The 23,806-nt window shown below is 45.9% G+C and carries 22 protein-coding genes and 1 tRNA gene; 15 read left to right on the forward strand and 8 right to left on the reverse strand.

Going from position 1 to position 23,806, the window contains the following annotated elements; genetic code table 11:
• Positions 1 to 70 precede the first annotated feature (70 nt).
• The 6 genes from scpB to J5I83_RS03740 form a co-directional block, all read right to left on the reverse strand.
• Positions 71 to 757, reverse strand: a complete 687-nt coding sequence (gene scpB, locus J5I83_RS03715) for an SMC-Scp complex subunit ScpB (RefSeq protein ID WP_304053381.1) — start codon at positions 755 to 757, stop codon at positions 71 to 73.
• Positions 723 to 1,532, reverse strand: a complete 810-nt coding sequence (locus J5I83_RS03720; RefSeq protein WP_304053382.1) for a ScpA family protein — start codon at positions 1,530 to 1,532, stop codon at positions 723 to 725. Before J5I83_RS03720 ends, scpB begins: the two co-directional genes overlap by 35 nt.
• 50 nt (positions 1,533 to 1,582) lie before the next feature.
• Positions 1,583 to 2,785 carry a tryptophan--tRNA ligase gene (locus J5I83_RS03725; RefSeq protein ID WP_304053384.1) on the reverse strand — a complete coding sequence of 401 codons (1,203 nt, stop codon included), beginning with the start codon at positions 2,783 to 2,785 and terminating at the stop codon, positions 1,583 to 1,585.
• Between the two features lie 99 nt (positions 2,786 to 2,884).
• Positions 2,885 to 3,550 carry a site-2 protease family protein gene (locus J5I83_RS03730; protein WP_304053386.1) on the reverse strand — a complete coding sequence of 222 codons (666 nt, stop codon included), beginning with the start codon at positions 3,548 to 3,550 and terminating at the stop codon, positions 2,885 to 2,887.
• Positions 3,543 to 4,175 (reverse strand): L-threonylcarbamoyladenylate synthase, encoded by a 633-nt coding sequence (locus tag J5I83_RS03735; protein WP_304053387.1) that lies wholly within the window; start codon positions 4,173 to 4,175, stop codon positions 3,543 to 3,545. The genes J5I83_RS03730 and J5I83_RS03735 overlap by 8 nt, the downstream gene beginning before the upstream one ends.
• Before the next feature lie 74 nt (positions 4,176 to 4,249).
• Positions 4,250 to 5,095: a 3',5'-nucleoside bisphosphate phosphatase gene (locus J5I83_RS03740; RefSeq protein WP_304053388.1), complete on the reverse strand. Its 846-nt coding sequence runs from the start codon at positions 5,093 to 5,095 to the stop codon at positions 4,250 to 4,252.
• Between the two features lie 141 nt (positions 5,096 to 5,236).
• Here J5I83_RS03740 and J5I83_RS03745 point away from each other — a divergent pair, with 141 nt between their 5' ends.
• The 7 genes from J5I83_RS03745 (at position 5,237) to J5I83_RS03775 (ending at position 11,531) form a co-directional block, all read left to right on the forward strand.
• Entirely contained in the window at positions 5,237 to 6,475 is a 1,239-nt protein-coding gene (locus J5I83_RS03745) for an NnrS family protein (protein WP_304053390.1), read from the forward strand.
• 18 nt (positions 6,476 to 6,493) lie between these two features.
• The gene (locus J5I83_RS03750) at positions 6,494 to 6,925 is read left to right on the forward strand and encodes a GNAT family N-acetyltransferase (RefSeq protein WP_304053391.1); all 432 of its coding nucleotides are present in this window, start codon (positions 6,494 to 6,496) and stop codon (positions 6,923 to 6,925) included.
• A gap of 190 nt (positions 6,926 to 7,115) precedes the next feature.
• Entirely contained in the window at positions 7,116 to 7,616 is a 501-nt protein-coding gene (locus J5I83_RS03755; protein ID WP_304053393.1) for a phosphate-starvation-inducible PsiE family protein, read from the forward strand.
• Between the two features lie 177 nt (positions 7,617 to 7,793).
• Complete coding sequence (locus tag J5I83_RS03760) at positions 7,794 to 8,255, forward strand: lysozyme inhibitor LprI family protein (protein WP_304053395.1); 462 nt, start codon at positions 7,794 to 7,796, stop codon at positions 8,253 to 8,255.
• A 25-nt stretch (positions 8,256 to 8,280) separates the two neighbouring features.
• Positions 8,281 to 8,775: a lysozyme gene (locus J5I83_RS03765; protein ID WP_304053397.1), complete on the forward strand. Its 495-nt coding sequence runs from the start codon at positions 8,281 to 8,283 to the stop codon at positions 8,773 to 8,775.
• A gap of 523 nt (positions 8,776 to 9,298) precedes the next feature.
• Positions 9,299 to 10,534 (forward strand): vanadium-dependent haloperoxidase, encoded by a 1,236-nt coding sequence (locus tag J5I83_RS03770; RefSeq protein WP_304053399.1) that lies wholly within the window; start codon positions 9,299 to 9,301, stop codon positions 10,532 to 10,534.
• A gap of 34 nt (positions 10,535 to 10,568) precedes the next feature.
• Positions 10,569 to 11,531 (forward strand): hypothetical protein, encoded by a 963-nt coding sequence (locus tag J5I83_RS03775; protein ID WP_304053400.1) that lies wholly within the window; start codon positions 10,569 to 10,571, stop codon positions 11,529 to 11,531.
• A 71-nt stretch (positions 11,532 to 11,602) separates the two neighbouring features.
• Here the strand turns inward: J5I83_RS03775 and J5I83_RS03780 are convergent, their stop codons facing one another.
• Together J5I83_RS03780 and bioA are read right to left on the reverse strand one after the other, a co-directional pair.
• Positions 11,603 to 13,006, reverse strand: a complete 1,404-nt coding sequence (locus tag J5I83_RS03780; protein ID WP_304053401.1) for an MBL fold metallo-hydrolase — start codon at positions 13,004 to 13,006, stop codon at positions 11,603 to 11,605.
• A 27-nt stretch (positions 13,007 to 13,033) separates the two neighbouring features.
• A complete protein-coding gene (gene bioA / locus J5I83_RS03785) occupies positions 13,034 to 14,344 on the reverse strand; it encodes an adenosylmethionine--8-amino-7-oxononanoate transaminase (RefSeq protein WP_304053402.1) in 1,311 nt (436 codons plus the stop codon).
• Between the two features lie 165 nt (positions 14,345 to 14,509).
• Here bioA and groES point away from each other — a divergent pair, with 165 nt between their 5' ends.
• The 8 genes from groES (at position 14,510) to lon (ending at position 23,679) form a co-directional block, all read left to right on the forward strand.
• Positions 14,510 to 14,800, forward strand: coding sequence for a co-chaperone GroES (groES, locus tag J5I83_RS03790; RefSeq protein ID WP_304053404.1), 291 nt, complete (start codon positions 14,510 to 14,512; stop codon positions 14,798 to 14,800).
• A gap of 55 nt (positions 14,801 to 14,855) precedes the next feature.
• Positions 14,856 to 16,499, forward strand: coding sequence for a chaperonin GroEL (gene groL / locus J5I83_RS03795; RefSeq protein WP_304053406.1), 1,644 nt, complete (start codon positions 14,856 to 14,858; stop codon positions 16,497 to 16,499).
• Between the two features lie 257 nt (positions 16,500 to 16,756).
• A complete protein-coding gene (locus tag J5I83_RS03800) occupies positions 16,757 to 17,515 on the forward strand; it encodes an SDR family NAD(P)-dependent oxidoreductase (protein ID WP_304053408.1) in 759 nt (252 codons plus the stop codon).
• 67 nt (positions 17,516 to 17,582) lie between these two features.
• Positions 17,583 to 17,668: transfer RNA gene (locus J5I83_RS03805), tRNA-Leu, on the forward strand.
• An 88-nt stretch (positions 17,669 to 17,756) separates the two neighbouring features.
• Positions 17,757 to 19,073: a trigger factor gene (gene tig / locus J5I83_RS03810; RefSeq protein ID WP_304053409.1), complete on the forward strand. Its 1,317-nt coding sequence runs from the start codon at positions 17,757 to 17,759 to the stop codon at positions 19,071 to 19,073.
• Positions 19,060 to 19,698: an ATP-dependent Clp endopeptidase proteolytic subunit ClpP gene (clpP, locus tag J5I83_RS03815; protein ID WP_304053410.1), complete on the forward strand. Its 639-nt coding sequence runs from the start codon at positions 19,060 to 19,062 to the stop codon at positions 19,696 to 19,698. The genes tig and clpP overlap by 14 nt, the downstream gene beginning before the upstream one ends.
• Before the next feature lie 82 nt (positions 19,699 to 19,780).
• The gene (gene clpX, locus J5I83_RS03820) at positions 19,781 to 21,067 is read left to right on the forward strand and encodes an ATP-dependent Clp protease ATP-binding subunit ClpX (protein WP_304053411.1); all 1,287 of its coding nucleotides are present in this window, start codon (positions 19,781 to 19,783) and stop codon (positions 21,065 to 21,067) included.
• A gap of 197 nt (positions 21,068 to 21,264) precedes the next feature.
• On the forward strand, positions 21,265 to 23,679 hold the full coding sequence (gene lon, locus J5I83_RS03825) for an endopeptidase La (RefSeq protein ID WP_304053413.1): 2,415 nt from the start codon (positions 21,265 to 21,267) through the stop codon (positions 23,677 to 23,679).
• Positions 23,680 to 23,806: the final 127 nt, after the last annotated feature.

Below are 23,806 nucleotides of genomic sequence, written 5' to 3' on the forward strand. Positions count from 1 at the left end.
CAGCTGATGGCGCTGTGCGATACGCTGGAAAGTCAAATCGATGCTGCTTCCAATAAGCAGGCGGCTTTACTCAATGCGCTGATGGCTCGGGTGTGATGCTCTGACGTGATTCTGCTTGCTCGGATTCCAACGTTTCCATCGTTTCTGAATCGGTAGGCGGTTCCTGATCCTGGGATTCGACTACCTCGGTGAGTGCTGCCAGTTCTTCTAGTGGTGGCAGTTGCTCGAGTGATTGCAGGTTGAGGTCGTTAAGAAAACTTTCCGAAGTGGCGTAGAGGGTGGGGCGGCCGGGTACGTTGCGCTGGCCGACGGCTTCGATCCAGCCGCGTGTTTCCAAGGTTTTCAGGATGTTGCTGGAGACCGCGACGCCGCGGATGTCTTCGATATCGCCGCGCGTCACCGGCTGCCGGTAGGCGATGATCGCCAAGGTTTCCAGTACGGCGCGTGAGTAACGAGGGGGTTTCTGCGGGTTGAGGCGGTCGAGAAACACTTGCATTTCCGGCCGGCTGCGGAAACGCCAGCCACCAGCGACATTAATCAGCTCGATGCCGCTATCGCGCCATTTTGCTTGTAATGCTTCGAGTGAGGTGTGCAGCAGTTTGCTGCTGACTTCGCCATCGAATAATTTCTTCAATTCTGCCAGGGTGAGTGGTTCCTGTGTGGTCAGCAATGCAGTTTCCAGGATTCTGATGATTTCTTCCTGGCTGAAGGAGGAGAGTATTTCAGACGGCAGCAGCGGGCTGGGCTGATTTGACATAAATCATTCCAAAGTTTTCGGATTGTTCAATGGCGACAAGCGTTTCCTTAGCAAGCTCCAGCAAGGCGAGAAAATTGGTGACGATTTCCATAACACCTGCGGTTTGATTGAACAATTCATCAAAACGGGCCACCTTGCCGCCTTGCAGCGTGCGCAGGATCTGGCTCATGCAGGCGCGCACTGAAATTTGTTCATGGCTGATATGATGATGGCGGTTGACCCTGGCGCGTTCGAGCAGTGTGAGCCAGGCATGCCGTAAATCATCTACGTTGACATGAGGAAGTTGCTTGGCCGCCACATGATCGATCCATACCTGCACCAGGGCAAAATCCCGGTTGGCTTGCGGCAGTTCATTCAGGTGCATCGCTGCTTTTTTCATTTGCTCGTATTCCAGCAGGCGGCGCACCAATTCAGCGCGCGGATCGGCTTCCTCCTCCATTTCCGTGACAGGCGGTGGCAGCAGCATGCGCGATTTGATTTCGATCAGCAGCGCAGTCATGAGCAGGTATTCTGCTGCCAGCTCAAATTGATCGGCACGCATCATCTCCACATAAGCCATGTACTGCTGGGTAAGCTCTGCCATCGGGATATCCAGGATATCGAGATTGTGCTTGCGGATGAGATACAGCAATAAATCGAGCGGGCCTTCAAACGTGTCAAGAAATACTGTCAGTGCCTCGGGCGGAATATAGAGATCGCGCGGTATTTCCAGTAACGGCTGACCACAGATCCTGGCCACAGGCTGAATATCGACCACATCGTCTGCTACACTCATGAGCCGCGATAAGCTACTTTCTTGTTATCAAAACCGGGGAAAGCCAGCAATCAGGAGTAGTTTAATCCCATCACTTCCCTGACATCGCGCATGGTTTCTTCTGCCAGCTTATTGGCTTTTTCACAACCATCCGCGATGATATTTTTGACCAGTGCCGGATCTTCCTCATACATTCTGGCGCGCTCGCAAATAGGTGCCTGCTCAGCCAGAATGGTGTCTATGACTGGTTGCTTGCATTCCAGGCAACCAATGCCAGCAGTGGTGCAGCCGTCCAGCACCCAGTTCCTGACTTCATCATTGGAGTAGACGGTATGAAATGACCACACCGGGCATTTGGCTGGATCGCCTGGATCACTGCGCCGTATCCGTGCCGGATCGGTCGGCATGGTACGAATTTTTTTTACAATGGTGTCGGTGTCTTCGCGCAAACTGATGGTGTTGTTGTAGGATTTGGACATTTTCTGGCCATCCAGTCCCGGCATTCTCGATGCCTGAGTGAGCAGTGTCTCGGGTTCCGACAGGATGACCCTGCCGCCGCCTTCCAGGTAGCCGAATAACCGCTCCCGGTCGCCCATACTGAGATTCTGCTGTTCATCCAGCAATGATTTGGCTTCTTCCAGTGCGCCTTCATCGCCTTGCTCCTGATAGCGGTTGCGTAATTCGCGATAAAGCCTGGATTTCTTGGAGCCGAGCTTTTTGATGGCCAGTTCAGCCTTTTCTTCAAAACCGGGTTCCTTACCGAAAATATGGTTGAAGCGGCGCGAAATTTCCCGGGTAAACTCAAGGTGCGGTGCCTGATCCTCGCCGACCGGCACAAGATTGGCGCGGTAAATGAGGATATCCGCGCTCTGCAGCAGCGGATATCCCAAGAAACCATAAGTGCTTAAATCTTTTTCAGTCAGTTTTTCCTGTTGATCCTTATAGGTGGGAACGCGCTCCAGCCAGCCGAGCGGCGTGATCATCGACAGTAACAGATAGAGTTCGGCATGGGCGGGTACTTTTGACTGAATGAACAACGTTGCCTGGGTAGGATCAACGCCGGCAGCTAGCCAATCGATGATCATGTCCCAGGTATGCTGTTCAATCAACTCAGGTGAGTCGTAGTGGGTGGTCAGTGCATGCCAGTCAGCAACGAAAAATAAACATTCATACTGCTGCTGCAAGGCAATCCAGTTTTTCAGCACACCATGGTAGTGTCCTAAATGCAAATTACCCGTCGGGCGCATTCCCGATAAAACACGATCAGCAAACATGCTACAAATCCTAAATTAATACAAAGTTAGTCGGAAATAAAATGAGAGCATTTGCGTGTTATTGATTTATGAAAGGCAGGCGCATTTTGCGCTGCGAAATCAGACATACAGTCCAAACACCCAAACGAGAAGTTGCTTCATGAAGATGATAAATGGCAAGACGATCACACTCAGCACACCCGTCATCAACAGTAACAATAAAATCATAAACCCATAAGGCTCGATCTTGGAGAATTGGTAGGCAAGGTGATGAGGCAGCAGACTGACGGCCATACGCCCGCCATCCAGCGGCGGTAACGGCAGCAGGTTCAGTACCATCAGGATGAGATTGATATCAATGCCCGCCATGCCCATAAAAATCATTGGCTTAGCATAAATATTTTCTGGAAACATGAGCCCAAGCTTGATAATCAGCGCCCAGAAACAAGCCATAAAAAGATTCGCACCGGGTCCCGCTGCCGCTACCCACAGCATGTCCCGCTTCGGATGGCGTAACTGGCTGAAATTAACGGGTACCGGCTTGGCCCAGCCAAACAGAAAACCGGTGCCCATAGTCAGTTTGCCGATGATAAATAGCGTCAGTGGCACGATAATGGTGCCTACTGGATCGATATGCTTGATTGGATTGAGTGTAATGCGTCCCGCCATGTAGGCAGTCAAATCACCATAATGCTTGGCAACATAACCATGTGCTGCCTCATGTAAGGTGATGGCAAAGATAACGGGTAGCGCGTAAATCGCAATGCCTTGAATAATACTATCCATGTGCTATTCCAAAAGGTGCAAGGCTGCCCTTGCCAGGGCGAATCAATTCGGGTGCATCTTCTGTCAAATCAATCACGGTTGTCATGTCTGTGCCGCAGGAACCTGCATCGATCACTAGATCGACCTGATGCTCCAGGCGTTCGCGAATTTCCAGCGCATCGTTCAGCGGGAATTCATCTCCCGGCAGAATCAGCGTAGAGCTCAATAACGGTTCATCCAATTCTGATAGAAGACCGTGTGCTACCGGATGATCCGGAATACGCAGACCGATGGTCTGACGTTTGGGATGCTGCAAGCGGCGGGGTACTTCCCGGCTGGCTTTGAGGATGAAGGTGTAGCTGCCAGGTGTGCAAGCCTTGAGCAGACGGTATTGGATATTATCTACCTTGGCATAGTTGGAAATCTCAGCCAAGTCACGGCATACCAGTGTGAAATGATGTTGCTCATCGACTTGCCGTATGGCCCGTATGCGCTCCATGGCCTCTTTATTGCCGATCTGACAACCGAACGCATAGCAGGAGTCTGTCGGATAAACGATGATACCACCCTCATGCAGGATCGCAACGGCTTGCCGCAGCAATCTTGCTTGGGGGTTTTGTGGGTGAATAGAAAAAAATTGTGCCATAATTAATCAAGATCCAGGGTTTTATCGATATTTTTTAATGTGGCGCTAGTTTAATTTAGCGGCTCAATAATGATTTAATTTTTTTCAATATTCCAGTCATGCCAGATGGGTTTGCATCCAGCGGGTAATGGCGGTAATTGGCCGAGATCAAAATAACTTTCGCCAGGACCATGATAGTCTGAGCCGCATGAAGCTAAAAAATTCAGTCGCTGAGCATGGGTTGCAAACAACTTTACCTGCTCGGCGGTATGAGTGGGTGAGATGATTTCAAGGCCAGTACCACCGAGCTCGCGAAATTCGTGTAATAGTGCTTCCAGAACGTTCTTGCCCAGTTGGTAGCGCGCTGGATGGGCAATCACTGCCTGACCGCCACTCTCGCGTATCCAGCTGACAGCATCATTTAATGTTGCCCATTGGTGCGGGGTATAACCTGGTTTGCCCTTTACCAGATATTTCTTGAATACCGATCTGACATCTTTTGCGTATCCTTTTTCAACGAGAAAGCGTGCAAAATGGGTGCGGCCAATCAAACGTCCATCCCCGGCATAAGCATAGGCGCCTTCTAGACTCCCATGGATGCCGCAACGATCCAGTTCAGCAGCGATGTTACGTGCGCGCCTCATCCGCCCCACTCGAATCCAGGCAAGTCCTCCTTCGAGAGGAGGATATTCCGGATTGATTCCAAGACCAATGATATGCAAGGTTCTGCCCTGCCACGTGACGGAGATTTCCACCCCATTAATAAGTGTGATATTTTTTTCACGCGCTGCAATACGCGCTTCAGCTAATCCCGCTACATCATCGTGATCGGTTAACGCGAGCACATTGACGCCACGTAAGGCTGCGTGTTCTACCAAGCGAGCAGGCGACAGTAAACCATCTGAAACAGAGGAGTGGCAATGCAGATCAATATTGAGCATCAAATAGGGTGCTATACGTAAAGAATAGGTACATCATAACAAATATGCAGCATGATAAAAACGTTAAGCGAAAAAGGCTGATATGGTCTAGGGGTTATTCATCAGCTAACTAAATTTTAAATGACATTACAAGGAAAATATATGAATAAACAGACAACTATCTGGCATCACTTGTCTGCCGCGCCGCATCGCAGTTTGTTTCTGGTGGGTGCGTTACAGGGCGTGGTTACCTTGTTATGGTGGACGCTTGATCTGATGGGGCGCTACGGCATGGTTGGCAATGCGCCGGCATGGAGCATGGCGCCTATCTGGGCGCATGCTTTTTTGATGGTATATGGGTTTTTCCCGTTTTTCATATTTGGTTTTTTGTTTACCACCTTTCCTAACTGGATGAATGGTGAAAAGATCAAACCGCATCATTTTCTGGCGACTTGCTTGTTTATGGCCGGAGGGGTGATCCTGTTCTATATGGGCTTGTTTGCGGGAAAAAGTTTATTGGCAACAGGAATTGTCTTGATGCTGACAGGCTGGGGAATCGCGATTATGGCCTTGTTGCAAGTGTTGTTTAACACGCAGGCACAGGATAAACGTCATGCGCGGGTGGCCAGTATTGCCTTTATTTTTGGCTGGCTGGGGATGGCAGCTTATCTTGTATGGTTATTGACCGACCATTGGGTGTTTCTCGATTTTTCACGGCAGGCAGGTATTTGGTTTTTCCTGCTGCCTATCCTCTTGACCGTTTCGCATCGTATGATTCCCTTTTTCTCCAGCCGGGTGCTGGAAAATTACGTGATTGTCAGACCCTATGCGCTGCTTTGGCTGATGCTTGCCTGTTCAGCCGGACATGGCCTGCTGCAGCTTATGGGGATGCCGCAGTATACATGGTGGGTGGATCTGCCACTGGCCGGGTGTGCGCTTTATCTGTCGTGGGCCTGGGGATTGTTGCGCAGCTTCAGTGTGAGCCTGCTGGCGGTGCTGCATATCTCGTTTGCTTGGCTGAGCGTGGCAATGTTGTTATTTGCGATGCAGAGTCTGATGATGTGGCTGAACGATGGTGAGCGTATCTGGTTTGGGCTTGCACCACTTCATGCGTTGGCGATAGGTTATTTCGCCAGCATGGTGCTGGGTATGGCCTCGCGTGTCACGATCGGGCATTCCGGCCGCCCGCTGGCGCTGGATCATTTCACCTGGTTGTTGTTTCTCGGCTTCCAAACGGCTACTTTATTCAGAATATTGGCTGACATTATTCCGGTTGCTTCCACGGTTGCGTCAATGCTTTATCTTTTTGCAGCAACGGTATGGCTTATCTGCTTCACTCTCTGGGCAGCGCGTTTTGCGCCTATCTACTGGCGGCCACGAATAGATGGTAAGCCAGGTTGATAAAGAGAGTCGCGAGTTATGAAGTGGCAACAAGGTGAATTCACGGTGACAGACAAGCGGGAAGATCTGGACATGGAAGTGATTTATGGTTTTTTGTGCAAAGAATCTTACTGGGCAAAAAATATTCCTCGAGCAACCGTCGAGAAATCAGTGGAGCATTCGCTTTGTTTTGGTTTATATCACCATAACAAACAAATTGGCTTTGCCCGGGCTATTTCGGATTGTGCTACCTTTGCCTATCTTGCCGATGTGTTTGTCGTACCAGATTACAGAGGACAGGGTCTTGGAAAATGGCTGATTGCGTGCATTCTTGCGCATCCAGAGTTGCAGGGGTTGCGCCGCTGGCTGTTGGCCACCCTGGATGCGCATGGTTTGTATGAACAAAATGGCTTCGTGGTATTACGTTACCCGGAATGGTTCTTGGAAATCCATCATCCTGACATATATTGACGCAAGGATTAAGAGAATGATTCGCTGAAAAAATTTTTTCTGAGGGTGGTTCAACGATATCAACAGGTGGGGTGGCAAGCCGTTTTGCGGCTTGCGCCCTCAGATAATTGAATCTATGCTCTGTATATCTTTAATTACTTTGAGAGATGCTGGATATGTCTCTCAAGTTTATGATCAGGATCGATAACAAATGAGTCAAGAAGATGATAGCAGCCCACTGATTCTGATGACGAAGGAGAAGAGTCGTCGAACCCTGCTTCATGAAGAACTGCCAAAGGAGCATGAAGATCCTCTGATACGCATTCTGCATCTCGTAATTCGTGGTGCAGTTAGGGTGCTGGCTATTTTGATGGTTATCATCATTGTATTGGCTGTTGGTGATGTGATATATGTGCTATACCAACGGTTGATTACTCCTCCTGTTTTCCTGCTAAGTATCAGCGATATGCTGGAGACGTTTGGGGCTTTTCTGGCGATTTTGATCGCAATTGAAATTTTTATTAATATCAGACTTTACCTTGGTGCGCATGTGCTTCCTGTGCAGCTTGTGATTGCGACTGCGCTTATGGCCATTGCCCGGAAGGTAATTGTGCTGGATTACGAAAAGATCACGCCGGACTATATTTTTGCGACTGCTGCAGTAGTATTAGGGTTGGGTGTCACTTACTGGCTGATAACAAAGAAATTATGACATATTGATCGGGCTAAATGCTTGGCGCGTTCGTGGCGCCTGCGTCTGGCATTGATGGAGTATGGCAGCTCAGACAACACTTTTGATCTTGTTTCTTCGGATGTTTGCGCAAGAAATTAGGTGATGAAGGAGATCTTGAGATGACTTGGTCGCAGATTATATTGATGAGAGTAAGCAATGTGGCAATTTAAACTAGCAGAAAGGGTGGGTTGCCGGGTGCTGGCTGCAGCACTCCTGCTTTCTTCTGCAGCTTCTGCCGTTGATCAATCGGAGTGTAAGACTTGCTCGCCGTCACAAATGGATCTTAATCAATGTGCGGAAAATCGATTGAACGAGGTCGATGATGAGCTGAACCGTGTTTACCATGCCATAATCAGCAAATATAAAGAGGATCGCGAGTTTCTTGAGAAGCTCCGTAACGCCCAGCACGCCTGGTTGATTTTTCGGGATGCAGAACTGGCGGCCAGATTTCCTGCCGGATGCAAGCAATCACAGTATGGATCTATATATCCAATGTGCGCGGCGCATTTTCTTGCGCAACGCACCCAGGAAAGAATCAGGCAACTACGGGAGTGGCTTGATGGCGTAGAAGAAGGGGACGTGTGTGCGGGTTCTGTACAGATTAAGCAGGAACATTAAGCCATGATTGGTCAGGAGGTGGCCGATGCCAATGCCAATGCCAATGCAAGTAGATCAAGGTGGAAAGAATTTATTCAAGGAGTGGGAAGGCCTGGCTACCCATGTGTATTGGGACTCGGGCGGTGTGCCGACGATAGGCATTGGTCATTTGTTGACCAGATCGGAACGCACATCAGGAAAAATCATCATTAGAGGACAGCCAGTAGACTATCGCAATGGACTTACCGAGCAGCAGTGCTGGGATTTGCTGGATCAAGACTTGGATGATACTGAAAAGATTATCAATGAGGCAGTAACAGTGCCGCTCAACCAGAATCAGTTTAATGCCTTGGTATCATTTGCCTTTAATGTGGGCGCGGCTGCCTTTCAGAATAGCACGTTGCTTAAATTGTTGAATCAAGGGCAGTACGATCAGGTGCCTGCACAATTAAGGCGTTGGGTAAAAGATAGCGGAAAAATTGTGCAAGGCCTCGTCAACCGGCGTGATAAAGAAATCGCTCTGTGGAATACCCCTCTATGAGGGAGTTCATTGCTGTAAGTGCGCATGACGATTTCGCTGAAATGGTTGTGCAAGCGAGAGGTTGGGAAGAACTGGGGAAAGTCTGTTTTTTCCGCAGAATTTTAATAGCTATGGCGTGCACAATTTTTCTACCTGGACACTAGCTCATGGTGTCGGCGGTGTTGACCATAAGCGCTTATATTGCAATGCAATAAATGGGCATTATCTGGGGGTTAGCCGCCAGGGCCCTGAAAGGGAATGGCAGCCGATCTTTTTGTCCAAGCGCAATTGCCATTGCTTCAGGATGTATTCTGGGGTTGCCGGGGTGTATCCTGATTTCGGTGATGTAAAACTCCTTCTTCCAATTAAGAACATTTGCATGAAAACCGTTTTTGATATACAAGGATGAGCATGCCAATGAAGTGAAAGCTGCGAGTGGCTTATTGTTACTGTGAGAGGAGATAACAAAAATGTGGCAAATTGTCGCAGAAAGGATGAAGGGGAATTTTTTAAGCTTGAGGCAATGCGAAAAGGAGAGAATGGTATGCAATACAGGGTTAAATGTCAGCAAATAGTATTTCTGCTTGTTGCTGTTTGGATAGATATGATTTTGCCCGCGCATGCGGATGCCATAACGGAATGGAATCAACGCGCAGGCAATATCGTAGTCAATGCCAATATCGGGCCGCTACCGGCTGAACGGGCACTGGCAATGGTGCATGCAGCAGCCTATGAAGCGGTCAATGCGATTACTCAGCGCTATCCAGTGAGCGATCTGAAGCTGGCAGCAGCGGCGGGCGCTTCGATAGAGGCTGCGATCGCAGCTGCAAACCATGCGGTCTTGTCAAAACTTGTGCCTTCTCAACAGGCTGCAGTTGAGCATGCTTACCAGGCCGCGCTGGCAATGATTGCTGATGGATCAGCAAAAAACAAGGGGGTTGTTATAGGCGAGAAAGCAGCCGCAGCGGTGTTGGCGCTGCGCGCAGGAGATGGAGCTGCTGCGCCAGAAAACTACCGTCCTGCTACGAGCCCGGGTGTGTATGTACCGACCATGATACCGGAAGCGCCGCAGTGGGCGCAGCGTAAGCCTTGGTTGATGGTGAGTCCTGACCAGTTACGCCCGGCGCCACCTCCTGAACTGGGAAGTGAATTGTGGGCACGCGACTATAATGAGGTTAAGGCGCTTGGCAGTAGAAATAGCCAACAGCGCACGAGTGAGCAGACAGAAATTGCCCGTTTTTGGGAAGAAGTAATGCCGCCGATTTATCATGGTATCGTGCGCTCGGTGGCAAATGTCCCAGGAAGAGAAATTACGCAGAACGCACGCTTATTTGCGGCAGTCACGCAAGCTTCGGATGATGCGCTGATCGCTGTATTCGACGCCAAGTATCACTATGGTTTCTGGCGTCCCATGACCGCAATCCGTAATGGTGATATCGATAGCAATGATGCGACGGAAAGAGAAGCATCCTGGCTACCTTTCATTGATACTCCCATGCATCCCGAATACCCCTGTGCGCATTGCATTGTTTCTGCGGCAGTTGGGACTGTGTTGCAGGCTGAAATTGGCGCTGGCGCTACGCCGTTATTGACCACAACCAGCAAGGCAGCAAGTGGCGCAGTCCGCAGCTGGACGGCAGTCGACGATTTCATGCAGGAAGTAATCAATGCCCGCATTTATGATGGCGTGCACTATCGTAACTCAGGCATGGTTGGTGCTGCTATGGGCAAGCAGATTGGCAATCTGGCAGTCAAGAAATATCAGCTCACCTCAAGGTGAACAAGGTGGGGCTAGTATTAGTGCTAGAGGATAAATGCTAAATAGCACGGTGGTGGAAGTTGCAATTGGATTGGTATTTTGCTATGCGTCAGTTGCATTGATCACGAGCTCCATTTATGAGTCCATTGCATCTTTTCTCGGTCTTCGCTCAAAGAATTTATTGACTGGGGTTAAGAAACTGCTGAATGCGGGCAATGCCGTTGGTGAGGAGTTACTTGTAAAAATATATAACCATGCCTTAGTCCATCCAATGGGTAATGGGGCAGTCACATCGCTAGTAGATCTTAAAAATCGTCCTTCCTATATTGATTCAAATAATTTTTCTCTTGCCTTAATCGATGCAATTCGATCAGCTCCTGGCGATTTTGCTAAGCTCGGTGAGGATATCGATGCTATCGAGGATGAGCAGATTCGCAAACTGCTTCGCGGCATGTATGATAGGTCTGCCGGTAAAATGGGAAAATTTCAAGCGGAATTGGCTGCCTGGTTCGACGCGGGAATGGATCGAGCGGCAGGTTCATTTAAACGGCAATCCCAAGTCTGGTGTTTTGCTATTGCCTTTGTACTAGCGGCGATATTGAATATCGATAGTATTCATCTTTTTTCCACGTTGTGGAAACAGCCGACTTTAGCTGCCCGGATCGCCATGGCGGCGAATTTGCCGTCTGCTGCTTCTGTTGCGGCAGATAGGATGCTTACGGATAATTCGGCTGCTACTGAGGATAGTAGTCTGATTATTATCGATTCCTTGAAACAATTGGATGAATTACCCATCGGCTGGCAGAATCAAAAATTTTGTACAGCAGAGACCGGTTGTTCCAGTCTGTTTGAGTTTTATCATTACGACTTAGCTGGTTTGTTGCTGGTTATTTTTGGTTGGCTGATTACTGCATCTGCTGCGCTTTTCGGCGCACCATTCTGGTTTGATTTATTGCAGCATTTGACACGTTTACGGGGAACTGGTCCAAGACCAAAATCGACTGTAATGCATGAGTAGATATCAAGCATTCATGTGGCTAATAACCAGGGCACATGGAAGCAGTTCTGCAGGGCGATTGTTTATTTTAGTCAAAGCAAAACTGAAGTTAATCGTGCTGGTACAACGATGTGCCACTTCAGCTGTTGTTTGATGGCCTCTGCCAGCGCGTTAGCATTGCCTGGCTCACCATGAATGATGAAGGTTTTTTCCGGCGCGCTGTTAAAGCTTCCGAGCCAGTGCAGTAAACCTGCTTGATCTGCATGTGCAGAAAGACCGCCAATGGTATAAATATCCGCGCGGACAGGTATTTCCTGACCGAAGATACGGACGCGCTTGACGCCATCAACCAATCTTCGCCCCAATGTTCCCGCAGCTTGATAGCCAGTAATGAGAATGGTGCATTCGGCTCTGGGCAGGTTAAATTTGAGGTGGTATTTAATGCGTCCTGCTTCACACATGCCGCTGGCCGAAATGATGATTGCACCTTGTTGTATCGTGTTGAGTATGATCGAATCTTCCACTTCCTGGATGAAATGGATTTTTAATTTGCTGCCATGACTGTTGAACCACTGCAGCGCCTCGGTTGCTTCCCTGTCTAGCAGAGAGCCATGTTGTAGCGTGATATCTGTTGCTGCCAGCGCCATGGGCGAATCGACATAGATATCTATTTCTCCAAGCCTGCCTTGGCGGTGAAGATCAACCAGCAGAAAGAGCAATTCCTGGGTGCGTCCGACAGCAAAGGCGGGTACGATGATATTGCCACCTTTGCGGTGCAGTGTGTCATTAATAGCATGTACCAGCTCATCCAAGGTGTCGGTCATGGTTCGATGAAGGCGGTTGCCGTAGGTAGATTCGACTAGCAGAATATCGGCTTGCTGAATGGGCGTGGGATCACGCACGATAGGGCGGTTAGGTTGGCCAAGATCGCCGGAGAATACCAGCTTTTTCTGCTTTGCATTGGATTTTATCCATAGTTCAATGATGGCGGAACCCAAGATATGTCCCGCATCACGAAATCTACAGCGGACTGAGGGGTGAGGAGAAATTTCTGCATCATAATTTATGCTTCGTAATTGCTTGAGAAAAGCTTCTGCCTGGGCCACGGTATACAACGGCGCATTCTCGTGATTAGCGAGCATGTGTTTACGCCGGCGTGCTTTGTTTTGCCACTCAGCCTCTTTTTCCTGAATATAGGCACTGTCCTTCAGCATTACCTTGAGCAGATCGATAGTGGCTTCAGTGGCATAAACAGGGCCTCTGAATCCCAAGGCGCTAAGGCGAGGCAGGAGGCCAGAGTGATCAATGTGGGCATGTGTGATCAAAACAAAGTCAATTTGCTCCGGATCAAAACTGAAAGCAGTTCTGTTTTTGCGATCTGCCTCACGTCCGCCTTGGAACATGCCGCAATCAACCAGAAAGCGGGTGTGAGCGGTTTCAATCAGATAACTTGAGCCAGTGACTTCACCGGCGCCACCTAGAAAGGTGAGTTGCATAGGGTATTTTCCTTTCTCTTTGGATTATTAGAATGTATCAAGAATGTGGACAACACTTTTTACCAGCCAGTCCATTTCTTCCTCATTAATAATGTACGGCGGCATGAAATAAACGGTATTGCCGAGCGGGCGTAGCAGTAGTTTTTTCTCAAGCGCCTTTTTAAAGAAGGTGTTTGTAAAAGCAGTGTCATCAGTGATGACTTCGAATGCCCAGATCATGCCGCAGTTGCGAAAATTTTTCACTTTTGGGTGAGATTGCAGTGGGTGCGATAATTGGTTGAGATAATTCGTCTTGCTCCGGTTGGTTTCAATAGCGTTGTTCTGTTCGAATAGATCAAGCGTTGCCAAAGCAGCGCGACAAGCTAGGGCATTGCCACTGTGAGAATGTGAATGTAGAAAAGCTTGCGAGGTTTTGTCATGATAAAAAGCCTGGAATACTGTGGGCGTCGTCAAGACGACCGAAAGCGGTAAATAACCGCCGCTCAATCCTTTTGACAGACATAAAAAATCAGGCGTAATACTGGCTTGCTCACAAGCGAACATTGTTCCTGTGCGACCAAAGCCAACTGCGATTTCATCCGCAATCAAGAGCACCTGATATTGATTGCAAATTTCTCTGGCACGTTGTAAATAAACAGGATGATACATGGCCATGCCAGTTGCACCTTGCACGAGTGGTTCCAGAATCAGTGCTGCCGTATGGGCATGATGTTCTGCTAGGTAATTTTCCAGTTCATGTGCTGCGCCCAGCGCATAATTTTCGGCAGATTCACCTTGCGGCGCATAACGCCAGTCTGGTGAAGGCATATGCTGAGAATGTCGTAGTAATGGAGCATAGGTTTGTTTAAAGAGGGCAACATCGGTCACTGACAATGCACCCAGTGTTTCGCCATGATAGCCATTTTGCAGGCTGATAAAATCAGTTTTACTAGTCAAGCCGCATTGTTGCCAGTAGTGGAAACTCATTTTCAAGGCAATTTCAGTGGCTGAGGCACCATCACTGGCATAAAAGCAATGCCCCAAATCGCCCGGTGTGAGTTTACTCAAACGTTCCGAGAGCAATACCACCGGCTCATGGGTTAAACCTGCGAGCATGACATGCTCAAGTTTGCCAAGTTGATCGTTGAGCGCGTGATTGATATAGGGGTGACAATGACCAAACAGATTGACCCACCATGAGCTGATCGCATCGAGATAACGATTACCATCGGCGTCATATAACCATACACCATGCCCTCTTACAATGGAGATAAGCGGAAGATTTTCATGCTGCTTCATCTGACTGCATGGATGCCAAACAACTTGCTGACTGCGCTTTGATAAATTTTTATCACTCATTGACTTGAAATTCCTTCGAATAGATTTTATTATTAGCACTCGTCGGAGGTGAGTGCTAATATTGCTTATATTATTGCTAACATCTCTACACAGCTTTCTGTGTCTAGGTCAACGTTATTAATTTATTGGTGTTCATGTTTTTAATCATTATTAGGAGAAACAACTATGAATATTCGCCCTTTGCATGATCGTGTTATTGTCAAGCGGCTGGAAGAAGAACGCAAGACTGCTTCTGGCATTGTGATTCCTGATTCTGCTACAGAAAAGCCAGATCAAGGCGAAATAATCGCGGTAGGAAAAGGTAAAGTGGGTGATGATGGTAAAGTTCGTGCGCTGGAAGTGAAGGTAGGCGATAAGGTGCTGTTTGGGAAATATGCTGGCCAGAGCGTGAAGATCAAAGGTGAAGAGTATCTGGTGATGCGCGAAGAAGACATTATGGGAGTAATCGAAGGTTAATCGGATTCAAGTTTTTAGTAATTAGATAATAGTACTGTAAATTAGGAGAAAGATTATGGCAGCAAAGGAAGTGAGATTTGGTGATGTGGCCCGTCATAATTTGGTCAATGGGGTCAACATTCTGGCCGATGCGGTTAAGGTTACCTTGGGTCCAAAAGGGCGTAATGTAGTGTTGGAGCGTTCTTACGGCGCACCTACGATTACCAAAGATGGCGTTTCAGTAGCGAAAGAGATTGAACTGAAAGATAAGTTTGAAAACATGGGCGCGCAGATGCTCAAGGAAGTCGCGAGCAAAACATCTGACGTGGCTGGTGACGGTACCACGACAGCGACCGTGCTGGCGCAATCTATTGTCAAAGAGGGAATGCGTTATGTCGCTGCCGGTATGAATCCGATGGACTTAAAGCGTGGTATTGACAAAGCAGTTGCTGCAACGATTGAAGATTTGAAAAAACTTTCCAAACCGTGTTCCACCAGTAAGGAAATTGCGCAGGTTGGCAGTATCTCAGCCAATTCCGATGTGGAAATAGGCAAGATCATTGCTGAGGCAATGGAAAAAGTGGGTAAAGAAGGGGTGATTACGGTTGAGGATGGCTCAGGCTTGCAAAACGAGCTTGAAGTCGTCGAAGGGATGCAATTTGATCGCGGTTATCTCTCTCCTTATTTTGTCAGCAGCGCGGAAAAACAAATCGCATTGCTGGAAAATCCTTATGTGTTGTTACACGACAAAAAAATTTCTAATATTCGTGATTTATTACCAGTATTGGAGCAAGTTGCCAAAGCAGGCAAGCCTTTGTTGATCATTGCTGAGGATGTGGACGGCGAAGCGCTGGCGACGCTGGTAGTAAACAACATACGCGGAATACTTAAAACTTGCGCAGTTAAAGCGCCTGGCTTCGGAGATCGTCGTAAAGCAATGCTGGAAGATATCGCAATCCTTACAGGCGGTACAGTGATTGCTGAGGAAGTTGGATTGTCACTCGAAAAAGCTAAACTGGAGGATTTGGGGCAAGCTAAGCGAATTGAGGTTGGTAAAGAAAATACCACCATTATCGATGGCGCAGGTAACACTAAAAATATTGAAGCGCGTGTAGCTCAGATTCGTACCCAGATCGAAGAGGCGACTAGTGACTACGATAAGGAAAAACTCCAAGAGCGGGTAGCAAAACTGGCCGGTGGTGTAGCACTAATCAAAGTGGGTGCGGCTACTGAAGTTGAAATGAAAGAGAAAAAAGCACGCGTCGAAGACGCGCTGCATGCTACGCGCGCAGCGGTGGAAGAAGGCATCATTCCTGGTGGTGGCGTAGCATTGTTGCGGGCGATTAATACCGTAAGTAAAGTGAAAGGTGATAACCACGATCAAGATGCCGGTATTAAAATCGTTTTACGTGCATTGGAAGAGCCTCTGCGTCAAATTGTAGCTAACTGTGGTGATGAACCGTCTGTGGTAGTTAATAAAGTGAAAGAAGGGCAGGGTAATTTTGGTTACAATGCAGCCTCGAGCGAATATGGAGATATGGTTGCCATGGGTGTATTAGATCCTACTAAAGTAACTCGCTCAGCATTGCAAAATGCTGCCTCAGTTGCTGGTCTCATTTTAACAACTGATGCAATGGTAGCGGAACTGCCAAAAGATGAATCTGCTGGTCCAGGTGCCGGCATGGGTGGTATGGGTGGTATGGGCGGCATGGAGATGTAACCCTAGCCGCTTGCGGATTATGTTAGGATCGCTACAGTGGCAGACTCTGCTTCGGCAATCTGTTATTGTAGCGATAAACTTTTATGTATCTTTTTTAAGCATATACTTTTCTTATAGTTATCAGTGCTGTATCAATAAACCGGTTTAGAAATTAATTTTATTTTGCCTTCTGTCTATTAAGCAATGACATGGTAATGCAACTGATTTCAAAAGAGTTGATTAAATAGATAGTTTTCCATGTTATTGTTCTTTTTTTGATGAATAATTTAAAGAATTATCAAGCGGATAAAGATTTACTGAGAGGACGAGTCGTTTTAATTACAGGCGCAGGGCAGGGAATTGGGCGTGCTGCTGCAATAGCTTATGCAACTTATGGGGCTACAGTAATTTTACATGGCCGCAAAGTCGAAAAGCTAGAGCGCGTATACGATGATATTCAAGCGCTAGGTAGAGAAGAGGCGATCATTTTTCCTTTTGATTTTGAGAAAGCGCTAGAGAAGGATTTTCAAGCAATCGCTGATGCAATTGCATCACAATTGGGCAGATTAGACGGGATATTGCATAATGCTGCCTTTACTTATGGCCCAATGCCATTGGAGAATCATACGCTTGAGCAATGGCAAGTAATCATGCAAGTTAATTTGCTTGCGCCAGCTACGCTTACGCGAGTTTGTTTACCATTGCTTAAAGCATCTTCTGATGCCTGCATTATTATGACATCGGATACACATGGTCATGAACCCTCTGCTTACTGGGGTGGGTTTGCAGTAGCTAAAGCTGGTGTGGAAGCATTAGTTAAAATTCAATCCCAGGAATGGGAATTATTGCCCAATCTACGCGTCAATACACTCATTCCTGGTCCTGTTCACTCGCCTCAGCGCACAAAAACGCATCCGGGCGAAGTTAAGTATTTATTGCCTCAACCCCAGGATTTGATGGGATTTTATCTCTTCTTTATGGGGCCAGATAGTAAGGGGGTGAGCGGCAAAGTGATATCTTGTCAAGATGTAGGATAGTCCGGCTGTGATATCATGAATAACAAGGTATAATTAAATAGTTATAGATATAGAGGTTGGGCAATGGGCGAAAGTGGCGGAATTGGTAGACGCACCAGATTTAGGTTCTGGCGCCGATGAGGTGTGGGGGTTCGAGTCCCCCCTTTCGCACCAGAAAAACGAGCTCGGGCTCATTTCTGCTTATAATACTTAACATATTATTCGTCTTGGCAGTTATATTAGTGGTTATTTAGGAAGATTAATGCAATCAAACGTTGAAAACCCCAATACTCTGGAACGAAAACTTGATATTTCGATTTCTCAAGAAGAAATCCAGGTGGAAGTAGATGATCGATTAAAACGCTTGGCTGGAACAGTAAAAATACAAGGTTTCCGCCCTGGTAAAGTGCCGCTCAAAATAGTGACGCAACAATTTGGCGCGAAGCTGCATCAGGAAGTACTGGGAGAGATGTTGCGGAAGCATTTTCAAGAAGCTGTCCGGCAACAAAATTTGCGAATTGTAGGTGCTCCCCATTTTGTAGCTAAGCAATCTGAAGAAAATAGTGCTCATTATGAATTTGGGGCGACATTTGAAGTCTATCCGGATATAACGATTGGAGATTTAAGTGCACTCAGTGTGAGTAAGCCGGTAGTGAAAATTGGTGATAAAGAAGTTGAAAAAACATTACATATTTTGCAAAAACAGAGAGCTAAATATGAATTGGCTGATCGTCCAGCGGCATTAGGTGATCGAGTGAATATCGATTATGTTGGTTTAATCGATGGAAATGAATTTCGTGGTGGCAAGGCAGAGGATTTTGCTTTGCTTTTGGGTGATGGATATATTCTACAAGATTTTGAAGATGCCATTATCGGTATGAGTACAGGAGAGGAGAAATCATTTCAAATGATTTTTCCTGCTGATTATCACGATAAAGAGGTTGCAGGAAAGTCTGCTACATTTAATGTTAGACTCAACAAGGTCGAGCAACCTGTCTTGGCTGATATCGATAATGAGTTTGCTAAATCACTTGGTATCGAAAACGGCGATATAAAAAAAATGCATGATGAAATCCAGTTGAGCCTTGAACGTGAAGTTTTTCAAAGGACACGAGCGAAGCTGAAAGAACAAATTATGCAATGTTTGCTTGATACGACGGTATGTGATGCTCCAAGAATTTTAATCGAGCAGGAAGTTAAACATTTGATTCAAGATGCTAAAAATAGTTTAGCGACACAAGGTATACGCAGTGAAGAAATTCCTCTTTTGCCAGAATCGTTCTTGGAAAGAGCTGAACGGCGGGTAAAGCTCGGTTTAATTTTAGCTGAGATAGTAAAGATCCATAATTTAAATGTTAAGCCAGAACAGACAAGAAAGTATGTGGAGTATTATGCCCAGAGCTACGAAAATCCTGAGCAGGTAGTCAAGTGGCACTATTCATCGCCTGAGCGTTTGAAAGAGATTGAGTCATTAGTATTGGAAGATAACGTCGTTTCATGGGCATTGGAACAGGTCAAAGTGATTGACCAAGAGATGGCGTTTGAGGATCTGATGGGATATTCGCATGCATCAGCTTAATCAGGAGCAAGTTAATTTGGAGACGAGAGGTTTAGGTTTGATTCCAATGGTTATTGAAACCAGCGGGAGGGGTGAGCGTGCTTATGATATTTATTCCCGATTATTGAAAGAAAGAATTATTTTTCTAGTAGGGCCTGTTACAGAGGCATCGGCAAATTTGATCGTGGCTCAGCTTTTGTTCTTAGAATCAGAGAGTTCAGATAAAGATATTTCTTTTTATATCAATTCTCCTGGTGGATTGGTTTCTGCAGGATTGGCCATTTACGATACGATGCAGTTTATAAAACCGGATGTTAGTACCCTTTGTGTTGGTCAGGCGGCAAGTATGGGTTCCTTGTTGTTAACAGCTGGAGCAAAGGGTAAGCGCTTTTGCTTACCCAACTCTCGCGTCATGATTCACCAACCTATGGGTGGATTTCAAGGGCAGGCTTCGGATATTGAAATACATGCTAAAGAGATTTTATATCTGAAAAGCCGCTTGAATGAAATTATGGCTAAGCATAGTGAACAGTCGGTAAAAACGATTGAGCGAGACACGGACCGTGATAATTTTCTTAGCGCAGAAGAAGCGGTGAAGTATGGACTTGTAGATGCTGTATTGACGAGTAGGGACAATAGGAAATAAATTGAATTTGCTTTGCGTAATCATATTTCAATGCTATTCCTTTGGCAAAGTAGCGTTTGCGCAATGGTTATGGAGCTAAATTATGTCTGAAAAAATGAATGACGAAAAACTTCTCTATTGCTCCTTTTGCGGCAAAAGTCAGCATGAGGTGAGAAAGTTGATAGCGGGACCATCTGTATTTATTTGCGATGAATGTATCGATCTTTGTAATGATATTATTCGCGAGGAAATGCAGGTTAATGAGACAGCTAAATTAGCAAAATCAAATTTGCCAGTACCCCGTGAAATACGCCAGATTCTAGATCAATACGTTATTGGTCAAGAATCAGCTAAAAAAATTCTCTCAGTGGCTGTATACAATCATTATAAGCGCTTGAGGAATTTGACCAGAATCAGTGATGTTGATGATATTGAACTGGCAAAAAGTAACATTCTTTTAATTGGCCCCACAGGCTCGGGAAAAACCTTATTAGCCCAAACGCTAGCTAGATTATTGGATGTACCATTTATTATCGCAGATGCAACAACGCTTACCGAAGCAGGTTATGTGGGGGAGGATGTTGAAAATATCATTCAGAAATTATTGCAGAAATGTAATTATGATGTGGAAAAGGCCCAAAGAGGGATTATTTATATTGATGAAATAGATAAGATTTCGCGTAAATCTGATAATCCTTCTATTACTCGTGACGTTTCCGGTGAAGGTGTGCAGCAAGCTTTGTTAAAGCTAATAGAGGGGACAGTTGCCTTAGTGCCCCCACAAGGGGGGCGCAAGCATCCTAACCAAGAGTTTATTCAAATAGATACGACCAATATTCTGTTCATCTGTGGTGGAGCTTTTGATGGAATAGATAAAATAATACGATCGCGATCGGAGAAGGGGGGCATAGGCTTTGGTGCTGAGATAATTAATCGCGATAATCAGAAGGAAATCAATGAGATATTAAAAGCAGTCGAACCCGAGGATCTGATTAAGTATGGATTAATACCAGAATTTGTTGGGCGTTTGCCCGTTATTGCGACATTAGATGAACTTAATGAGTCTGCGTTGATCCAAATTTTAACAGAGCCTAAGAATGCGCTTGTCAAGCAATATTGGAAATTATTCAATTTGGAAGGAGGCGTTGAATTGGAGTTTCGTGAGCAAGCGCTTAAGGCAATAGCAAAGAAAGCATTGATCCGAAAGACAGGTGCGCGTGGGTTGCGATCAATTCTGGAAGAGATATTGCTGGATATAATGTATGATTTGCCCTCACTCGAGAACGTTTCGAAGGTTGTAATCGATAATGGATCGGTATATGGTGATATAAAACCTATTTTGATTTATTCAGATCAGCCAAAAATTGCAAAAAATTCAAAACAAGCCTAAAAATGATGGCTAGTGGCTAAGTAAAAAATTAATGCATATGAAATGAAGCTGGTTAGATATTAATCATCAAATCAAGAGGCACATTAAATAACTGTTATGCAGTGTATTGTAGTGCTCCACATTAGGTATTTCTAATTCGATATTTTTAAATGGCGCGATAGTATTCAAGCTATTGGTGCTTAACCTGAACTGTAAATATGACCTCGGCAGATAATGAATCAGATCAACTAATACTACCACTGTTACCATTACGCGATGTGGTTGTCTTTCCGCATATGGTAATTCCCCTCTTTGTTGGGCGACCAAAATCTATAAAAGCATTAGAACTTGCTATGGAGTCTGGCAAGAATATCTTGCTGGTAGCACAGAAATCAGCGGCCAAAGATGATCCTGCTCCACGAGATCTTTATAGCATATGCTGTGTTTCAAGTCTTTTGCAAATGCTTAAACTCCCTGATGGCACGGTAAAAGTTTTGGTGGAAGGAAGCTATCGGGCTCGTGTTTTGGAATTTATTGATTCAGAATCTTATTTTTCTGGAAAAGCGCTTCAAATCTCAATTGATAGTGTAAATACGCCAGAAATAGAAGCGACGCGCCGTGCGCTTATATCCCAATTTGATCAATTCGTAAAATTAAATAAAAAAATACCACCAGAAATTCTGGCATCACTCGCAGGTATTGATGAGGCTGGACGTCTGGCTGATACAATTGCTGCTTATCTTCCATTAAAATTGGAGAAAAAGCAGGAAATCCTTGAGATCTTTGATGTACAGAAGCGATTAGAGCATCTGCTTGGTTTGCTGGAAACAGAGCTTGATATTCTTCAGGTAGAAAAGCGCATTCGTGGTAGAGTTAAACGCCAGATGGAGAAGAGCCAGCGAGACTACTATCTGAATGAACAAGTCAAAGCTATTCAGAAAGAGCTGGGTGAAGGAGAAGAAGGAGCTGATTTAGAGGAAATCGAGAAAAGAATTAAGGCAGCTTCATTGCCCAAAGAGGCTCTTTCAAAAGCTGAGTCAGAGTTAAAAAAATTACGTCTCATGTCACCGATGTCAGCTGAGGCAACAGTTGTGCGTAATTATATTGATGCGTTGGTTTCGTTGCCGTGGAAGCAGAAAAGTAAAATTTGCAAGGATCTTAATGCAGCCGAGGCTGTTTTAGAGCAAGATCATTATGGATTAGAAAAGATAAAAGAAAGAATTGTTGAATATTTAGCTGTACAACAAAGGGTTAGCAAATTTAAAGCACCTATCCTTTGTCTGGTCGGCCCGCCGGGTGTTGGTAAGACCTCCCTAGGAAGATCAATTGCGCGTGCCACTAATCGGAAATTTGTACGTATGTCGCTGGGAGGAGTACGGGATGAGGCTGAAATACGAGGTCATCGTCGTACGTATATAGGATCAATGCCTGGCAAAATCCTGCAGAATATCACTAAGGTTGGTGTCAAGAATCCGCTATTCTTGCTGGATGAGGTGGATAAGATGGGTATGGATTTTCGTGGGGATCCAGCATCAGCGTTATTGGAAGTGCTTGATCCAGAGCAAAATAGTACTTTTGTTGATCATTACATTGAGGTTGAATACGATTTATCCGATGTGATGTTTGTTGCGACAGCAAATACACTAAATATACCTTCTGCGCTGCTTGATCGTATGGAAGTGATACGTTTATCAGGTTATACGGAAGATGAGAAGCTTCATATTGCCAAACGGTATTTATTACCTAAACAAATGCAAAACCATGGACTTAAAGAAAATGAACTGATAATGTCTGAATCTGCTCTGCGGGATATTGTCCGGCATTATACGCGCGAAGCTGGTGTGCGTAGTATGGAGCGTGAAATATCCAAGATTTGTCGTAAGGTGGTAAAGACTATCGTAAGTAATAAGAACGAAGAAAAAGAGGGACTTGCCGTTAATTCGCGGAATCTTGCCAAATATTTGGGAGTTCATCGTTATACATATGGAGTTGCAGAAGAGAAGAATCAGATAGGACAAGTGACTGGTTTGGCATGGACTGAAGTAGGTGGTGAATTGCTAACAATTGAAGCGGTAGCGCTGCCAGGTAAAGGAAAAACGATTACTACAGGGAAATTAGGTGAAGTTATGCAGGAATCAGTGCAAGCTGCATTATCTGTAGTCCGTAGTCGTGCAGCAATACTTGGCATAGCAGAGGATTTTTATCTAAAAAAAGATATTCATATTCATTTACCAGAAGGCGCCACACCCAAGGATGGGCCAAGTGCAGGTATTGGGATTTGCGTTGCTATGGTTTCTGTACTGACGGGTATTCCAGCGCGTGCAACCATAGCTATGACTGGAGAGATAACACTACGTGGAGAAGTATTGCCAATAGGGGGGCTCAAAGAAAAATTATTAGCGGCTCATCGCGGTGGTATTAAAATGGTGCTGATACCAGAAGATAATATTAAAGATTTAAATGAAATCCCGACAAATATAAAGAGCAAGCTGAAAATTCAACCAGTAAAATGGATAGATCAGGTTCTGGAATTGGCGCTAGAGTATAGACCGGAAACGCTTCCATCAGCAGTTCAGAATACACTGACAGCCATTAATGAAGATGATGTTAGTAATGCTATTATTAAACATTAGCTAGGGTCTGTTGACGTTTTAAGGTAAGTATTTAATAGATAGAAACAAACTCGTAATATTGGGGTTCCTATACCACCAACAAAACGAGTTTGCGATGTCCCGATTGATGCACAGTGATGAATTCTGG

The sequence above is a fragment of the Nitrosomonas communis genome (genome assembly GCF_024102715.1).
GTDB lineage: Bacteria > Pseudomonadota > Gammaproteobacteria > Burkholderiales > Nitrosomonadaceae > Nitrosomonas > Nitrosomonas communis_B.

Bases quoted from the DNA above. Each gene is read 5' to 3' on its own strand.
- clpX (WP_304053411.1), top strand. From the start codon at position 19,781: ATGTCTGAAAAAATGAATGACGAAAAACTTCTCTATTGCTCCTTTTGC.
- groL (WP_304053406.1), top strand. From the start codon at position 14,856: ATGGCAGCAAAGGAAGTGAGATTTGGTGATGTGGCCCGTCATAATTTG.
- groES (WP_304053404.1), top strand. From the start codon at position 14,510: ATGAATATTCGCCCTTTGCATGATCGTGTTATTGTCAAGCGGCTGGAA.
- J5I83_RS03765 (WP_304053397.1), top strand. From the start codon at position 8,281: ATGCCAATGCCAATGCCAATGCAAGTAGATCAAGGTGGAAAGAATTTA.
- J5I83_RS03760 (WP_304053395.1), top strand. From the start codon at position 7,794: ATGTGGCAATTTAAACTAGCAGAAAGGGTGGGTTGCCGGGTGCTGGCT.
- J5I83_RS03725 (WP_304053384.1), bottom strand. From the start codon at position 2,785: ATGTTTGCTGATCGTGTTTTATCGGGAATGCGCCCGACGGGTAATTTG.
- J5I83_RS03800 (WP_304053408.1), top strand. From the start codon at position 16,757: ATGAATAATTTAAAGAATTATCAAGCGGATAAAGATTTACTGAGAGGA.
- scpB (WP_304053381.1), bottom strand. From the start codon at position 757: ATGTCAAATCAGCCCAGCCCGCTGCTGCCGTCTGAAATACTCTCCTCC.
- J5I83_RS03775 (WP_304053400.1), top strand. From the start codon at position 10,569: ATGCTAAATAGCACGGTGGTGGAAGTTGCAATTGGATTGGTATTTTGC.
- J5I83_RS03770 (WP_304053399.1), top strand. From the start codon at position 9,299: ATGCAATACAGGGTTAAATGTCAGCAAATAGTATTTCTGCTTGTTGCT.
- J5I83_RS03750 (WP_304053391.1), top strand. From the start codon at position 6,494: ATGAAGTGGCAACAAGGTGAATTCACGGTGACAGACAAGCGGGAAGAT.
- bioA (WP_304053402.1), bottom strand. From the start codon at position 14,344: ATGAGTGATAAAAATTTATCAAAGCGCAGTCAGCAAGTTGTTTGGCAT.
- J5I83_RS03735 (WP_304053387.1), bottom strand. From the start codon at position 4,175: ATGGCACAATTTTTTTCTATTCACCCACAAAACCCCCAAGCAAGATTG.
- lon (WP_304053413.1), top strand. From the start codon at position 21,265: ATGACCTCGGCAGATAATGAATCAGATCAACTAATACTACCACTGTTA.
- J5I83_RS03720 (WP_304053382.1), bottom strand. From the start codon at position 1,532: ATGAGTGTAGCAGACGATGTGGTCGATATTCAGCCTGTGGCCAGGATC.
- J5I83_RS03755 (WP_304053393.1), top strand. From the start codon at position 7,116: ATGAGTCAAGAAGATGATAGCAGCCCACTGATTCTGATGACGAAGGAG.
- clpP (WP_304053410.1), top strand. From the start codon at position 19,060: ATGCATCAGCTTAATCAGGAGCAAGTTAATTTGGAGACGAGAGGTTTA.
- tig (WP_304053409.1), top strand. From the start codon at position 17,757: ATGCAATCAAACGTTGAAAACCCCAATACTCTGGAACGAAAACTTGAT.
- J5I83_RS03740 (WP_304053388.1), bottom strand. From the start codon at position 5,095: ATGCTCAATATTGATCTGCATTGCCACTCCTCTGTTTCAGATGGTTTA.
- J5I83_RS03745 (WP_304053390.1), top strand. From the start codon at position 5,237: ATGAATAAACAGACAACTATCTGGCATCACTTGTCTGCCGCGCCGCAT.
- J5I83_RS03780 (WP_304053401.1), bottom strand. From the start codon at position 13,006: ATGCAACTCACCTTTCTAGGTGGCGCCGGTGAAGTCACTGGCTCAAGT.
- J5I83_RS03730 (WP_304053386.1), bottom strand. From the start codon at position 3,550: ATGGATAGTATTATTCAAGGCATTGCGATTTACGCGCTACCCGTTATC.